Origin of the sequence: Psychroflexus lacisalsi, assembly GCF_020164495.1 — a bacterium.
Taxonomy (GTDB): Bacteria; Bacteroidota; Bacteroidia; order Flavobacteriales; family Flavobacteriaceae; genus Psychroflexus; species Psychroflexus lacisalsi.
In genome coordinates this window covers 53633-70051 of the sequence record NZ_JAIQYZ010000007.1, presented here as the reverse complement: position 1 = coordinate 70051, position 16419 = coordinate 53633, and the positions used below count along the sequence as shown (strand labels likewise).

At 36.2% G+C, this 16419-nt stretch carries 16 protein-coding genes; 14 read left to right on the top strand and 2 right to left on the bottom strand.

Annotation, left to right across the window (positions count from 1 at the left end):
• Positions 1 to 116: 116 nt before the first annotated feature.
• The gene (locus tag LB449_RS13385; RefSeq protein ID WP_224455628.1) at positions 117 to 1655 is read left to right on the top strand and encodes a carbon-nitrogen hydrolase family protein; all 1539 of its coding nucleotides are present in this window, start codon (positions 117 to 119) and stop codon (positions 1653 to 1655) included.
• Between the two features lie 113 nt (positions 1656 to 1768).
• Positions 1769 to 2131, top strand: a complete 363-nt coding sequence (locus tag LB449_RS13380; protein WP_224455627.1) for a S8/S53 family peptidase — start codon at positions 1769 to 1771, stop codon at positions 2129 to 2131.
• A gap of 109 nt (positions 2132 to 2240) precedes the next feature.
• Here the strand turns inward: LB449_RS13380 and LB449_RS13375 are convergent, their stop codons facing one another.
• Entirely contained in the window at positions 2241 to 2933 is a 693-nt protein-coding gene (locus LB449_RS13375; protein ID WP_224455626.1) for a zinc metallopeptidase, read from the bottom strand.
• Between the two features lie 63 nt (positions 2934 to 2996).
• Entirely contained in the window at positions 2997 to 3518 is a 522-nt protein-coding gene (locus tag LB449_RS13370) for a lipocalin family protein (RefSeq protein ID WP_224455625.1), read from the bottom strand.
• Between the two features lie 169 nt (positions 3519 to 3687).
• On the opposite strand from LB449_RS13370, the gene rplM reads away from it, so the two are divergent.
• The 12 genes from rplM to LB449_RS13310 all read left to right on the top strand — a co-directional run bounded on the left by rplM (position 3688) and on the right by LB449_RS13310 (position 16393).
• Positions 3688 to 4143, top strand: a complete 456-nt coding sequence (gene rplM / locus LB449_RS13365; protein WP_003440104.1) for a 50S ribosomal protein L13 — start codon at positions 3688 to 3690, stop codon at positions 4141 to 4143.
• Positions 4144 to 4530, top strand: coding sequence for a 30S ribosomal protein S9 (gene rpsI, locus LB449_RS13360; protein WP_003440105.1), 387 nt, complete (start codon positions 4144 to 4146; stop codon positions 4528 to 4530). It abuts the gene before it with no gap.
• Between the two features lie 161 nt (positions 4531 to 4691).
• Entirely contained in the window at positions 4692 to 5633 is a 942-nt protein-coding gene (gene rpsB / locus LB449_RS13355) for a 30S ribosomal protein S2 (RefSeq protein WP_224455624.1), read from the top strand.
• 74 nt (positions 5634 to 5707) lie between these two features.
• Positions 5708 to 6529, top strand: a complete 822-nt coding sequence (gene tsf, locus LB449_RS13350; protein WP_003440109.1) for a translation elongation factor Ts — start codon at positions 5708 to 5710, stop codon at positions 6527 to 6529.
• Between the two features lie 132 nt (positions 6530 to 6661).
• On the top strand, positions 6662 to 7369 hold the full coding sequence (pyrH, locus tag LB449_RS13345; protein WP_224455623.1) for a UMP kinase: 708 nt from the start codon (positions 6662 to 6664) through the stop codon (positions 7367 to 7369).
• Positions 7370 to 7371: 2 nt separating this feature from the next.
• Positions 7372 to 7926 carry a ribosome recycling factor gene (gene frr, locus LB449_RS13340; protein ID WP_224455622.1) on the top strand — a complete coding sequence of 185 codons (555 nt, stop codon included), beginning with the start codon at positions 7372 to 7374 and terminating at the stop codon, positions 7924 to 7926.
• A gap of 32 nt (positions 7927 to 7958) precedes the next feature.
• Positions 7959 to 10259: a hypothetical protein gene (locus LB449_RS13335; RefSeq protein ID WP_224455621.1), complete on the top strand. Its 2301-nt coding sequence runs from the start codon at positions 7959 to 7961 to the stop codon at positions 10257 to 10259.
• A 58-nt stretch (positions 10260 to 10317) separates the two neighbouring features.
• Positions 10318 to 12714 carry an efflux RND transporter permease subunit gene (locus tag LB449_RS13330; protein WP_224455620.1) on the top strand — a complete coding sequence of 799 codons (2397 nt, stop codon included), beginning with the start codon at positions 10318 to 10320 and terminating at the stop codon, positions 12712 to 12714.
• Complete coding sequence (locus LB449_RS13325; RefSeq protein WP_224455619.1) at positions 12704 to 13429, top strand: tRNA1(Val) (adenine(37)-N6)-methyltransferase; 726 nt, start codon at positions 12704 to 12706, stop codon at positions 13427 to 13429. The genes LB449_RS13330 and LB449_RS13325 overlap by 11 nt, the downstream gene beginning before the upstream one ends.
• An 86-nt stretch (positions 13430 to 13515) precedes the next feature.
• Entirely contained in the window at positions 13516 to 14694 is a 1179-nt protein-coding gene (locus LB449_RS13320; protein WP_224455618.1) for an acyl-CoA dehydrogenase family protein, read from the top strand.
• A 91-nt stretch (positions 14695 to 14785) separates the two neighbouring features.
• Positions 14786 to 15568 (top strand): DUF3050 domain-containing protein, encoded by a 783-nt coding sequence (locus tag LB449_RS13315; RefSeq protein WP_224455617.1) that lies wholly within the window; start codon positions 14786 to 14788, stop codon positions 15566 to 15568.
• A 588-nt stretch (positions 15569 to 16156) separates the two neighbouring features.
• On the top strand, positions 16157 to 16393 hold the full coding sequence (locus tag LB449_RS13310; protein WP_224455616.1) for a hypothetical protein: 237 nt from the start codon (positions 16157 to 16159) through the stop codon (positions 16391 to 16393).
• Positions 16394 to 16419: the final 26 nt, after the last annotated feature.

The window sequence follows — 16419 nt, the reverse complement described above, 5'->3', positions numbered from 1 at the left end:
TTTTCTTAAAGCTTTATAGCTAACTTTGTACAAATTCAGAAGAAAAATAACTTCACTTTTCCATTCTGAATTTGATACTTACTAGATTTCGAATCCATAACTAAATTAAAGACCACATGTCGACTGAAAATTCTCCAAAAATCGAACAAATTGAACTGAAGTACTTATCTCTAAAGGATTTTGAAGTCCTTAAGGAAGTATTTGTGGAAATTTATGGTGACGTTCCCGATGCTTATTGGCAAAAAGACGAGTTGAAAAGATTGATTGATATTTTTCCTGAAGGTCAGGTGGTGATTTTAGTAAATGGAGATATTGCTGGTTGTGCATTTTCCATTATTGTGGATTACGATAAATTATCCGATAACCACACCTATGATGATATTGCTGGGGATGTAAAGTTCAAAAACCACACAGGAGACGGTGATATGTTGTATGGTATCGATGTGATTATCCGAAAAGAATACAGAGGCCTGAAGTTAGGGAGAAGACTTTACGATTATCGTAAGGAATTAACCGAACAATTGAATCTAAAGGGAATTGTTTTTGGCGGTAGAATCCCAAATTATCATAAGGTTTCAAGTCGATTGACTCCCAAGCAATACATTCAAAATGTAAGGACCAAGGAGATTGATGATCCGGTTTTGAACTTTCAGTTATCCAATGATTTTAGACCTGTACGAATCTTGTCAAATTATCTCGATGGCGATAAAGATTCCAGGGAATATGCAGTCTTGATGCAATGGGATAATATCTATTATGAAAAGAAAACTAAAGTCCCATCCAATCAAAAAAGTGAAGTTCGTCTTGGTTTGGTACAATGGCAAATGAGGCCTTATCGTAGTCTGGAAGAATTGTTGCATCAGGTGGAATATTTCGTAGAATCTCTCTCAGGTTACCGATCGGATTTTGCATTATTCCCAGAATTTTTCAATGCTCCGCTGATGTCTAAGTATAACCACTTAAGCGAGCCTGATGCGATACGAGAACTGGCTAAATATACAGAGCCTGTCAAAAATAAAATGGCGGAGCTTTCCATCGCATACAACATTAATATTATCTCTGGTAGTATGCCGGAAGTGATTAACAATAAACTCTATAATGTTGGTTATTTATGTAAGCGTGACGGAAGTATAGAACGTTATGAAAAAATACATGTGACCCCCGATGAAGCCAGTGTTTGGGGGATGCAGCAAGGGAATGAGTTTAAAGTCTTTGATACCGATTGTGGTAAAATTGGTATTCTGATTTGTTACGATGTAGAATTTCCAGAATTGTCTAGAATTTTGGCTAAAGAGGGGATGGATATTCTGTTTGTTCCTTTTCTCACCGATACTCAAAATGGCTTTTCCAGAGTGAAACTTTGCGCACAGGCCAGAGCGGTAGAAAATGAATGTTATGTTGCTATTGCAGGAAGCGTGGGTAATTTGCCAAAGGTTCATAATATGGATATTCAATACGCACAATCTGCAGTGTTTACGCCTTCAGATTTTGCGTTTCCAAGTGACGGGATTAAAGCTCAAACTACACCGAATACCGAAATGATTCTGATAGCGGATGTAGACTTGTTGGCTCTACGAGAACTTCATAACTTCGGAAGTGTGAAGAATTTGAAAGATATACGTAATGATTTGTATACATTGAAACGAAATACCTAAAATAGACTTTTTTCTAAATCATGCTGAAATAATAATTGAGTGAGGTCTCGTTTAACGAATAATAAAGTCTAGGGAAACAATTATTCTTTTTGATTTTATACTATATTTAGAGTATGCGAAAATTCTTAATAGTCATAATACCATTTTTCCTACTCTGCTTTGGTTCATGTTCGGACTCCGAAAATGAGACAAATGATATTGAAGAAGAGATATGCGATGATGGAATTGATAATGACGGTAACGGTTTTGTGGATTGTGAGGATGCAAGTTGCTCTTCAAACAGGGCTTGTGTTGAAAGTAACTGTGAGGATGGAATAGATAACGATGGAGACGGTTTTGTAGACTGCGAAGACATAAACTGTGAAGATTTTCAAGATTGTCTTATAGAACGTTGCATCGACGGAATTGACAACGACGAGGATGGTTTAATCGATTGTGATGATCCAGATTGTCAATCAAATATCAATTGCACTTAGTTTGTTGCGAATAAAATCACTTTACTCAATTTAAAATGATAGCCGAAAGCTTTAAAATAAAAGGCGTTTTAGAAATCTCTAAAACGCCTTTTATACCGTCGAATAGTTTTTAATCTCTACCCATATAAATACTAAGAAAATAAAGCAAAGTTGCAAGAGAACCAATGGCAGCAACCACATAAGTCCTTGCGGCCCACTTCAAAGAATCTTCAGACATTTTATATTCTTCCTGGTTGACGATGTTATGATCTTTCATCCAGGCTAAAGCTCGGTTACTAGCATCGTATTCTACTGGTAACGTGATGAAACTAAAAAGAGTACCGAGTCCAAACATAATGATACCAGCTAGAAGTACAGTTTGCCCAACACCTACGCTTACCATTGTCATCAAAATAAGGCCACCAAAAATGACCCATTGGCTCCATTGGGAAGCAACACTGACAAGTGGGACAAGTTGGCTTCTCATTTCTAACCATGAATAGGCTTTTGCATGTTGTACCGCATGACCTACTTCGTGAGCAGCAACAGCTGCAGCAGCTGCGTTCCTTTGATTGTAAACACTTTCACTTAAGTTCACTGTCTTTTTAGTGGGGTGATAATGGTCAGTTAACTGCCCTGGTGTGGAAATCACCTTTACATCGTGAATATGATGATGTTCCAGCATTTTCCTGGCGATTTCTGCACCACTCATTCCATTCTGAAGTTGAATTTTAGAATATTTTTTGAATTTTTTCTTCAGTGTATTACTCACATACCAGCTCACAAGTAGTATGGCTCCAATTAATATATAGTATCCTATCATTTTGTTATAGTTTTTATGATAAATATCTTATCAAAAGTTTGACCAAAACCTCATTTGTCATGTCTATTTTTCAAATATAAATTCCAAAGTTTCTAGATCTGCATTTTCATTATTACTACTTCCAAGATCAAGATATTCGTTCACCTGAGCTCTAGTAATAGTAAATTTTAAAAGGTCGTTATCAAGCTGAACAGAAACACTTTCTGTTGTTGTAGAATTATCGATGGTGGTAGTGGCTGTCAAAGTGCCACTTTCTAAGCTGTAACTGCCAGTGTTAATAGTGTCTGTGCAGCTTAACTCATCGTTATTTTCTCCTATAAAATCAAGTTTTGGATAAGTAAATGAATAGGTGTCATTTTCAAAATTAATTGCCATGGTTGAAAAGCAATCGGTTTCAAGCCTTAGATTTGTATTTGAAATTCCATCGTTATTTAGGTCTGTAGGTTCATTTGCATTCAGTTCAACCAAAAACCAATTTCCTTGAATATCACTTTGGGATAATGCTTGTGGAGTGTTATCGTCGTTGCTACATCCCAAAAGAATAAGGCTTACTAAAAGGGTGGAAACATACTTTAATAAATTCATAAGTCTACTTTTTTGAGCTAATGTACTCTCTAAATACTTGAAGATAAATACACTTAACAAAATATTCTTGACCATACCTTGCTATATAAATTTATAATCGTAAATTTGCATCCTTATTTTCAAGACCTTGAAAGTAAAAAGGAATGTTTAATTATTTAAAAATTTAAGTGTGGATACATTAAGTTACAAAACGGTTTCTACCAACAAAGCAACTGCTGATAAGCAATGGGTTGTTGTAGATGCCGCCGGACAATCTCTTGGACGTGTATCTTCTATTGTTGCCAAATTTTTGAGAGGTAAGTACAAACCTAGTTTTAGCCCTCATGTAGACTGTGGAGACAACGTAATTGTTGTTAACGCTGAAAAAGTCAACTTGACAGGTAAGAAGTGGGACTCAAAAAATTATATCCGATATACAGGATATCCAGGTGGACAAAGAAGTCTAACAGCTCAAGAAGTATTTGACAAGAGCCCAGAGCGTCTTGTTGAAAAATCTGTAAAGGGAATGCTACCTAAAAACAAATTAGGTTCAGCATTGTTTAGAAATCTTCGAGTCTTTACAGGCGCAGAGCACAGTTTAAGTGCTCAAAAACCAAAAGAAATTAATATAAACGAACTAGTGTAAATGGAGACAATTCACAAAATTGGCCGTAGAAAAACAGCCGTAGCTAGAGTTTATCTTTCTGAGGGTAAAGGTGAAATTACAGTTAACAAGAAAAAAGCTAACGAGTATTTTACAACAGGACCTTTACTTTACAAAATAAATCAAGCCCTTACATTGACAGGGAATGAGGATAAATTTGATATCAATGTAAATGTCTTTGGTGGAGGTATCACCGGACAAGCAGAAGCTATCAGACTTGCCTTATCCAGAGCAATGTGCGAGCTAGACCCAGAAAATAGAGCTACTTTAAAACCAGAAGGATTACTTACTAGAGATCCTAGAATGGTTGAGCGTAAAAAATTCGGTCAGAAAAAAGCAAGAAAGAAATTCCAATTCTCAAAACGTTAATCGAGAATTTCCTTCACAAATTGAAATTATTAACAGTTCAATTTTTTGTTGTTATCTGGAGTACAAACCCAGAGTTAGTTTAGCATCTAAATGAATAAGGCCAATACCAATTGCCACTTATTTATTGCTATCCCAACAGAAGAACGTAAACTAAAACAAAAATGGCAAATCAAATAGTAGTCAAGGATTTACTTGACGCTGGTGTACATTTCGGACACCTTACCAGACGATGGAATCCAAACATGGCTCCCTATGTATACATGGAGCGTAATGGTATTCACATCATCAACCTTTACAAGACAGTTGCTAAAATGGAAGAAGCTGGAGAAGCTCTTTCTAAAATAGCAGCAAGCGGAAGAAAAATTCTTTTCGTCGCTACCAAAAAACAAGCTAAAGAAATTGTAGCTCAAGAATCTCTAAGAGCTCAGATGCCTTATATCACCGAAAGGTGGCCTGGTGGAATGTTGACGAATTTTGTCACCATAAGAAAGTCTGTAAAGAAAATGGCAACCGTAGACCGTATGAAAAAAGACGGAACTTTCAATTCTCTTTCTAAAAAAGAAAGATTGCAGGTTGACAGGATGAGAGCTAAATTGGAAAAGAACTTAGGTTCTATTTCAGAAATGTCAAGATTGCCTGCTGCAATATTTGTTGTTGATACTTTAAGAGAGCATATTGCGGTAAAAGAAGCACAAAAATTAAACATTCCTGTTTTTGCAATGGTAGATACCAACTCCAATCCTAGAGATGTGGATTATGCTATCCCAGCTAATGACGATGCTTCTAAATCTATCCATAAGATTATGTCCTATATGACAGACTCTATTCTTGAAGGTTTAAACGAACGTAAGGACGGTAAAGACAGTGGAGAAGCTAAGCCTGCTAAAGCTAAAAAAGAAGCGAGTACTGAAGCTAAGCCAGCTAAAGCTGAGAAAAAAGCAACAGTAAAAGAAGAAGCTTCTGAAGATAAACCTAAAGAAGAAACAATCACTGAGGCTAAACCAGCAAAAGCTGAGAAAAAAGGACCAGTAGTTGAAGAAGTTCCTACTGATAAAGCTGAGCCTAAAAAACCAGCTGGAGAAGAGAACAGAGTTTCAGAATAAAATAGACTAAACCATAACAAGTCGCTTAAGTCTATGCTTAAGCGACTTTCATGTTAACACAAAATACATATATCATGGCAAAAATTACGGCTGCTGAAGTCAATAAGCTTAGAAAAAGTACTGGTGCTGGAATGATGGATTGTAAAAAAGCTCTTGTAGAAAGCGAGGGTGATTTTGACAAGGCTATCGAAATCTTAAGAAAAAAAGGTCAAAAAGTAGCAGCAAAAAGAGCAGACAGAGATTCTTCTGAAGGTGCTGTTATTGCTTCTGTAAATGAGGACGCCACTAAAGGTGTAATTGTTTCTTTAAACTGTGAAACTGATTTCGTTGCTAAAAACGATTCGTTTACAAAAATGGCTCATGATTTCGCAAACTTAGCACTTGGTGTCGAGACGAAAGAAGAGTTGCTTAAACTAGATTACAACGGAATTACAGTTGAAGAAAAATTAACTGAGCAAACCGGAGTTATTGGTGAGAAAATCGAAATTGGAGATTTTAGAATTTTAAAAGCAGCATTCGTTGGATCTTATATCCATGCTGGTAATAAAATTGCTGTTTTAACAGGTCTTTCTAAGCCTGCTGAAGGCGCAGAAGAAGTTGCTAAAGAAGTTTCTATGCAAGCTGCTGCTATGAATCCAGTAGCACTTAACGAAGCAGGTGTCGATCAAACTACCATAGATAAAGAGATTGAAATTGCAAAAGATCAGTTGAGACAAGAAGGGAAACCTGAAAACATGCTAGACAAAATTGCTGAAGGAAAAATTAAGCGTTTCTTTAAAGACAACACTCTAGTGAACCAAGACTTTATCAAAGACAATAAAATTTCTGTTGCCCAACACGTTAAAACATTGGGCGATGTAGAGATTGTAGCTTTTGAAAGAGTTGCTTTAGGATAATCTTATAGTATAAATACAATAAGCCCTTTCGTTTTTGCGAAGGGGCTTTTTTGTGTTCAAAAATGAGCAACATAACTCATTTATCAGAATAAGATAATCCCTATATTTGCAAAACTTTATTTAAAATTCACTATGCAGTATAAACGTGTTTTACTCAAACTCTCCGGAGAAGCTCTAATGGGCGATCGCAAATATGGAATTGATCCTAAGCGATTAGACGATTACGCCAAGGAGATTAAAAGTATAATCGATAAAGGAGTTGAAGTCGCGATTGTGATAGGTGGAGGTAATATTTTTAGGGGTATAGCTGGTGCCAGTAAAGGTTTGGATCGAGTTCAAGGTGACCACATGGGCATGCTTGCTACTGTCATCAACGGTCTTGCTTTACAGAGTTCTTGTGAAGATAATGGTATGCAAACCAGACTTCAGTCTGCCATAAAAATCAATGAAGTTGCAGAGCCTTTTATCAGAAGAAAAGCCATTCGTCATTTAGAGAAAGGGAGAGTCGTTATTTTTGGTGGTGGAACAGGAAATCCTTATTTTACTACCGATTCTGCTGCTGTGCTTAGGGCTATTGAAATGGAAGCAGATGTCATTCTGAAAGGCACACGTGTTGATGGAATCTACACTTCAGATCCAGAACAAAATACAGATGCAACAAAATTTGATTTTATCAGTTTTGAAGATGTGCTAAGAAAAGGATTGAAAGTAATGGATACTACAGCATTTACATTGAGCCAGGAGAATGAATTGCCAATTATTGTATTTGATATGAATACGCCTGGAAATTTACTTAGAATAATTTCAGGAGAAAAAATCGGAACAAAAGTGAATTTATAGATATGAACGAAGAAATAGATTTTATTTTAGATAGCGCTAAGGAGTCGATGGAAGAAGCGATCAAGCATCTTAAAAAGCAATTGACAAATATAAGGGCTGGAAAGGCAAACCCTGCGATGTTATCTTCTGTTATGGTAGAGTATTATGGTACCATGACACCACTTAACCAAGTGAGTAATGTAAATACTCCAGACGCCAGAACACTTACGATTCAGCCGTTTGAAAAGACCATGTTCAAGGAAATTGAAAAAGGAATCATGAATGCAAATCTTGGTTTCAATCCTATGAATAATGGAGAAAGCGTAATTATTAATGTTCCGCCGTTAACTGAAGAAAGACGTCTACAGCTTTCTAAACAAGCCAAGGCTGAAGCTGAAGAAGCTAAAATTGGGGTTAGAAACGACAGACGGACTGCTATGAATGAAATTAAAAAAGCAGATCTTCCTGAGGATGTTCAAAAAGATACCGAAGATGAAATTCAAAAACTGACCGATTCTTTTATCGTTGAAATCGATAGAATTAATACAATTAAGGAAAAAGAAATCATGACCGTATAATATTCGGTGGTATAGTTTTACAACTTCAAAATTTGAAAATTCAACATCTTTTCAGCTTTTTATTTTTTGCAATAGTGTTGAATAGCTATGCTCAATCTTCAGTCAATGGAAAAATTGGAGATAACTCAAATAAACAGAATTTTATATCTAACGCTGTTTTGATCACGAATCAACAGCGTTATTTTTTTTCCGACTATAACGGGGAATTTTCTGTAGAGCTCAATCAAGGTGAGTTCATCTATAAAGTTATTTACAAAGGATTTGAAGATTTAGAAATTTTCGAAAATTTTTCAAATCTTAAAATGATTCCTAAAAAATCCATTGATGCAAAAGAAATTGAAGCATGTAGAATTGATTCAATATCCAAGAATCATTCTTTTTTTACAAACTACAAATTCAAAAGTTTAAGTAAAACAAGAATCACAAATCAAAAATCTGATTTCGTTTTAAGAAAAGACATTGATCTTCGACTTACCAGACAAGAAGGTCTTCAGATGAAGTTTAATGCTGTAAGTGTCGATGGAATAGATGAGGTTGTTCCTAAAATGGTGAACAAAGATATTTTCTCGTTCAACTGGTTCCAAACCCATGTTGAAATTTTTGATGAGCGATTTGTTTCTCCATTCAATACATTTAATTTAGTCAACTATAAATTCTATAGCATTTATGAAACTTCTGAATTTGAAGTAATCCAATTTGAACCCATTTTGAAAGGTTTTCAACGATCGTTCAAAGGAATTCTGTTGCTGAACAAATCAACTTCCAAATTTGAAAAAATTCAAGTGACTCTGGATGCAGACTTTAGATTGAATATGACCACAATTTTCGATCTTGGTTCTGGTTTGCCAAAAGATATCGATCTAAATATTTATCCAGGAACGGGAGGAACTAAACTTTCATTTTTTGGTGGTGGAATGTCTTTTGGTCGAATTCAGAAAAAAAATCCAGATGATGAAGCAGAATTGAAGCATCAACAAGTATATTATGATTTTGTTGCTTCAGATTCTATTTCTCCTTTTCCAAAATCTCTGAGTAAAGTTTTAGAAGATAAAAATCAGATAATCCCAGATGCTTACTGGGAAAATTTTGAATTCTCTTTTATAAGTGAAAAGGAACATAATACAGAAGATCTTGTGACTTATGTTGAGGAAGAAAACATAAAAAACAGGGTTGAAAGAATATCAGCTTTTGATGCCGGATATTTTCCTGTAGGTATTGTAGACGTCGATCTTACCAGGCTTGTGAAAGCAAACAATTATGAAGGTTTGCGACTTGGATTGGGTTTACAAACCAATCAGTCGTTTTCAGAAAAATACCGGTTGGGAGGGTTTACGGCTTATGGGACTCAAGATGGAAATTTCAAATATGGCTTTAATGCCGGAATGTTACTTAATTCTGACTCGGCTACATGGTTTAATGCCTTTTACGATAATGACATTGAAGAGGTTGGGATGAATAATTACCTTACAGATCAGCGTGTTTACTCTTTGTTTGAACCACGGCTTGTCAATATTACTTTCTTTTATAAATATGAAAAGTATGGGCTAAGTCTTCAGCATAACTTTTCTCCTCAATTGATCTCTGAATTTAAACTTGATAAAAGTAATATCTCTCAAACTAGAAATTATGAATTTTTAAATGATGGAACTTTGTATGATAATTATAATCTGACTTCTGCAACATTTGGTCTGAGATGGACTCCCAATTACACTTACTCTAAAGTAGGAAAGCGGATTTATATAAATAATACATCCGCTCCTGAAGTTTCAGCACAGTTGAGCCAAAGTTTCAATGGTGTCCTGGATGGTGATTTTAATTTTACAAAATTGAGTGCAAAAGTTGACTACGACTTTATTCATAGCTGGGGAAGTGTATCTAGTATTGAGCTAGGTGGTGATCTTGGATTTGGAGATATTCCTCTGATGCATACGTTTCATGCTTTTCCCAATAGTCCAAATAAAGAAGGTGTTTTTAATCGGTTCTCGGTAGCTGGAGTTAAGAGTTTTGAGACCATGTATTTCAATGAGTTTTTTAGTACAAAGTTGGCTACTTTACACATGAAGCATAGGTTAGCACCATTTAAAATTTCCAATACCATTCAGCCAGAGTTAGTTTTAATATCTAGACATGCCATTGGAGATTTTAATAATCCCGAACAGCATCAAAATATTTCTTTCAACAATCTTTCACAAGGTTACAATGAAGCGGGATTCGAACTTAATAAACTTCTTTTTGGTTTCGGGTTGAGTTTTGCTTATAGGTATGGTGCATACCATCTCCCTGACCTTGAAGATAATATTTCATTCAAATTCACATTTTACTTAAAGCTTTAAAAATTAAAAACAGTTACAGTTTTTGATTTTTTACATTTGTAAATTCACACAATACTACATGAATAAAGTTTTCAGCTTCGGATTTTGGAATTTCATAGCTAGTAAGATTCTTCGAAATAGAATTTTGATCATCATACTGCTTATAGTAACTACAGTCTTTCTTGCTTTCCAATGGCAACACATGAAATTTTCTTTTTCTGAAGCCAACTTGTTACCAGATGATGCCCCAATCAATCAACAATATACTGAATTTGAAGAAAAGTTTGGATCAGATGGTAATGTGATCATGATAGCCACTGATGATGAAAGCTTATTCACTCCAGAAAAGTTCAATGCCTGGGCGAAATTGGCTGACACTCTTGCTTCATTTTCAGAAATAAAATCTGTAATTGGTATTCATAATTTGCAGCAACTAGAAAAGCGAGAAGACCCCAAGCGCTTTGAAATGCACTCCATTTTAGACAGGGATTCACTTTCTGAAGACGAAATTGAAAACTATGGCAAAACTTTATTTACAGATTATCCATTCTACGACGGGCTCATTTTCAATTCTAAAAGTAAGACTGTGCAGACAGTTGCTTATATGCAGGATAGTATTGTGAATGCTAAAGGGCGTCAGATTTTTATTATGGAAAAATTTGTTCCATTGATAGAGTCTTTCAAAAAAGACAATTCAATAGAAATTCATGTCTCCGGAATGCCCTACATCAGGACGTTGAATTCTCAAAACATAGTAGATGAGATCCAGTGGTTTGTACTTTCAGCACTTTTGGTGACCTCCCTTATCTTCTTTTTCTTTTTCCGGTCTTACAGAGCTACGCTTATTTCAATGCTTACTGTGATTGTGGGTGTCATGTGGGCTTTTGGATTTATAGGCTTACTAGGTTTTGAGATCACGGTATTAACGGCTCTCATTCCACCCTTGATTATTATTATAGGGATTCCCAATTGTATATTTTTAATCAATAAATATCAGCATGAAATTAAGAAACACGGAAATCAAGCTAAATCTCTTCAGCGTGTAATCACCAAAATTGGAAATGCTACGTTGATGACCAATGTAACCACGGCTTCTGGTTTTGCAACCTTCATTTTTACACAAAGTGAATTATTAAAAGAATTCGGTATTCTGGCCTCAATAAATATCGTTGCGATTTTTATTCTGAGTTTATTGATAATTCCCATTATCTACAGCTATATGCCATTGCCAAATGATAAGCATCTAAGGCACTTAGGAAAGCAGTGGATTGAAGGTTTTGTAGAGTGGATAGTTAGGATGGTAAAACACCGAAGAGTCACCATTTACTTTACTTCCGTAGCTATTTTAGGCCTTAGTATCATAGGAATTTTTAATATTAAAATCTCAGGAAGTCTTCTAGAGGACATGCCACAAAGTGCAGATTTTTTTAAGGATATTAAATTTTTTGAAGAGAAATTTGATGGTGTTCTTCCTTTGGAAATTATGATTGATACTAAACGTCCGAATGGTGTGACCAAATTATCTACGTTGAAAAAGATGGATAAGTTGAAGGCTGAAATCAACGAGATTGAAGAATTATCACCGCCAATATCTGTGGTAAATTTGGCAAAATATGCCAAGCAAGCTTTTTATAATAACAATCCGAAGTATTACCAGTTGCCTACTTCTCAGGAGCAGACTTTCATGTCTCCTTATATCAAAAGCATGGATAATATGGAAAATGGAATTTCGTCGTACGTGGATTCTACGGGTCAGTTTGCCAGGATGACGATGTTCATGAAAGACGTAACCACTGAAGAAATATCTAGAATTGAAGCAAAACTACTACCAGAAATCGAAAAAATATTTCCGATAGACCGCTTTGAAGTCACCATGACGGGTAAGGCGTTGGTGTACCAAAAGGGGACGCATTATTTGGTAGATAATCTTGTACTTTCCCTATCTCTTGCTATTATCCTTATAGCCTTATTCATGGCCTGGATGTTTAGATCGTTTAGGATGATTTTGATCTCTTTGATTCCAAATTTACTTCCACTTTTAATGACAGCGGGGATGATGGGTTTTATAGGTGTTCCAATAAAGCCTTCAACCATTTTGGTATTTAGTATTGCCTTTGGAATAAGTGTGGATGATACCATTCACTTTCTTGCCAAATACAGGCAGGAGTTGAAGGCAAATCATTGGAAAATTAAACGCTCGGTTTACCCGGCTTTACGGGAAACTACAGTGAGTATGTTCTATACTTCTATTGTTTTGTTTTTTGGGTTTTCGGTGTTTATGATTTCGAGTTTTGGAGGAACGGTCGCTTTAGGAGGTTTGGTTTCTGCCACTTTATTATTCGCGATGTTGGCTAACTTATTACTTCTCCCTTCTTTGTTACTTTCTTTAGAACGAAGCATAGCTAACCAACGAACGATGAAGGAGCCGCAGATGAAGATCATCGATGAGGATGAAGATGAAGAAAATGAAAGATAAAGTTTTTCAGTTTAAGGAATTTGACGTGAGTCATTCTAAATCGGCAATGAAAATTGGAACGGACGCTGTTCTGCTTGGCGCCTGGACTTTCATTGAAGAAGGCGTTGATTCTATTTTGGATGTAGGCGCAGGAACAGGAATTTTAGCCCTCCAGATGGCTCAGCGTTCCTTTGCTGAAACCATTGATGCGTTGGAAATAGATGCTGATGCTTTCGAAGAATGTGTTGAGAATTTTGAAAATAGCCCTTGGGGAGATCGGTTGTTTTGCTACCATGCCAGTTTTCAGGAATTTTCTACTGAAATTGAAGATACGTATGACTTAATACTTTCGAATCCTCCTTATTTTTCTGAGAAACCTAAGTTCGATGAGAAGAATACACCTAGAGAAAAGGCTAGATTCCAGGAGCATTTAAGCTTCGAAGATCTGCTGTTGGGAGTATCAAAATTGTTGTCCGCTAGTGGATCCTTCAGTGTTGTTCTTCCCTTTTCAGAAGTGGAAAAATTCATTTCAGTGGCTAACGAATACCAGCTGTATCCGTCAAACATACTTAATGTAAGAGGTCAGCACGCTTCCCCGATAAAGCGAGCGCTTATCAAATTCAAGAGAAATAAAACTGAGCATATTAAAACTGAAGAATTGATTATTGAGCATTCCAGACATGAATATACCCAGGAATATATCGATTTAGTAAAAGATTTCTATTTAAAGATGTGATTTTTTAGGATTTAAGCAAAATAATAACAAAGCTTCATAAAAATTCAAAGATGTAATCGTTAAATTTGCAATTAAGACTATTAATTATGAAACAAGATACTTTTCAAGCCCCAGATTATTACAACATAGATGATTTATTGACTGAAGAACACCGCATGATTCGCCAGGCGGCGAGAGATTGGGTGAAGCGCGATGTTAGCCCTATTATAGAGGAAGCAGCTCAAAAAGCTGAATTTCCGAAGTCAATCATCAAAGGTTTGTCAGAAATAGGTGCTTTTGGACCATACATTCCAGAGGAATATGGTGGTGCTGGGCTGGATCAAATCTCTTATGGACTCATAATGCAGGAAATTGAGAGAGGAGACAGCGGAGTAAGATCTACGGCTTCGGTGCAATCGTCTTTGGTAATGTTTCCTATTTATGCTTATGGAACTGAGGAGCAACGCAAAAAGTTTTTGCCGAAATTGGCATCCGGTGAATTTATGGGTTCTTTTGGATTAACGGAGCCCGATCATGGATCCAATCCTAGCGGAATGACGACTAGTTTTGTCGATAAAGGTGATCATTATTTGTTGAATGGAGCTAAAATGTGGATTTCCAATTCACCATTTTGTGATGTGGCCGTGGTTTGGGCTAAAAATGAAGAAGGCAGAATTCATGGGTTGATTGTGGAACGTGGCATGGAAGGTTTTTCTACGCCAGAAACGCATAACAAATGGTCTTTGAGAGCTTCAGCCACTGGAGAATTGATTTTTCAGGATGTCAAAGTGCCTAAAGAAAACCTGTTGCCAGGTAAAAGTGGACTTGGAGCGCCATTGTCTTGTTTGGATTCGGCTCGTTATGGTATTGCCTGGGGAGCTATTGGTGCAGCGATGGATTGTTACGACACCGCTTTGCGTTATGCAAAAGAACGTATTCAATTTGGAAAACCTATTGCGGGCTATCAATTGCAGCAGAAAAAACTGGCTGAAATGATTACTGAAATCACTAAAGCACAGTTGCTGGCCTTAAGATTGGGGCAATTGAAAAATGAAGACAAAGCGACAACCGCTCAGATATCAATGGCTAAACGTAACAATGTAGACATGGCCATCAACATTGCAAGAGAAGCCAGACAGATTCTCGGTGGAATGGGAATTACAGGAGAATACAGCATTATGCGACACATGATGAACCTTGAAAGTGTAATTACTTACGAAGGTACCCACGATATTCATTTGCTGATTACCGGATTGGATATTACCGGGATTTCAGCGTTTAAATAATCAGATAGCATATTTCCAATAAAACTTTAAAATAAATAGCCAATGGAGGTGTAATCTCTATTGGCTTTTTAATTTTGCAAAAAATTAGAACATGCAGATACAGGAAATCAAAGCCAACTTAAAAGACCTAAGGTCACAACTAATCGGTCATCCTCTCTATAAAAGTGTAGAATCTCCGCAGGATTTACAGATTTTTATGAAACATCATGTCTTTGCAGTTTGGGATTTTATGTCGCTGTTGAAAACCCTACAGATTCAACTGACGTGCACCAAATCACCGTGGACACCCGTTGGGAATCCACAACACCGGTATCTGATTAATGAAATAGTTTTGGCCGAGGAAACCGATCTTAATGCCGAAGGTGAACGGCAAAGCCATTATGAAATGTATCTGGATGCTATGGAAAAAGCTGGCGCTTCGACAGAGAAAATTCAGGATTTTGTGGGTCAAATTCAGCACGGCACCGATGTTTTTTTGGTGATTGCCACGAGTGATTTACCCGAGAGCGTTAAGGAGTTTCTGCTCTTTACCTTTAACACCATCAAGGGAGGTAAGGCACACGAAATAGCAGCCTGTTTTACATTTGGACGGGAGGAGTTGATCCCTGACATGTTTACGTCTATCATTGGCGAGATCCAACAAAATTTCCCAGAAGAGGACCTGAGTTTGTTTAAATACTATTTTGATCGCCATATCGAACTCGATGAAGATGAACACGGCCCCATGGCTTTGGCGTTGATTGCTGCTTTATGCGGCGATGATGCTCAGAAATGGAGAGAAGTTGAAGTCTGCTCCCGTGAAGCTTTGGAAAAGCGATTGGGCTTATGGGACGGTATTGCTAAAGAAATTAATTATTATAAGGCGATAGCTTAAGAGAGGGAATGCAAAAATTCTCCCTTTTAAGTAGCTGTCTCAAAACCTAATTTTTTGTCGTTCTGAATTTATTTCAGAATCTTAAATCATTGATAATCAGTTTGTAATTAGACCTTGAAACAAGTTCAAGGTGACAAATCAAGTGTTTTGAAACAGCTACTACTTTTACTCACTTAGCTTTCCTAAGTTTGTTGAATTGATTAAGTTATTGATAATGCAAAGTATAAGTTTAGACCTCACAGTCCCGAAACGTTGGGGCTGTAGGATCTTGTGCGTTTTTGAAATAAGTTTTTTTAAACTTTACGGTTTCCCCGTAACATAAGTACGGTCGAACCGTAATTGTGAAAGAAAAATTAATAGTATGTTTATATAAGTTAAAATATCTGCCAATGAGATAGTTATAAAGATTTAAAAAAGAGAAAGCTCCTACAAGGTAGAAGCTTCTCCCGTAAAGGCATGAATACATACACTTCACTGTGCGTTGCAAATGTATTGGTTTTCATGAGATGAGCAACTTCTAAATTAAGAAGTATAAAAAATCCGGTAAGAATAAAAATTACCACCAATAATTATTTAAAATGTATTAAAATGAAAAATTTATTTTTTGCACTAGCTTTTATGCTAGTAGGAACTTTTGCTTTTGCAAACACATTTGATAATGTTCCTTCTAATAATATTGATGAAGATTTTGGTATTTGTACAGTTACTATTGTTGAACAAAATAGCGATGGAACTACTAGTACTTATACATATCAATATGAAACATCAACAGCTCAAGATTGTTACAATTCTGCTCAGATGGTAATTGCTGCACACAACCGATAACAATAACTTAACCTTAGGTGTTTATT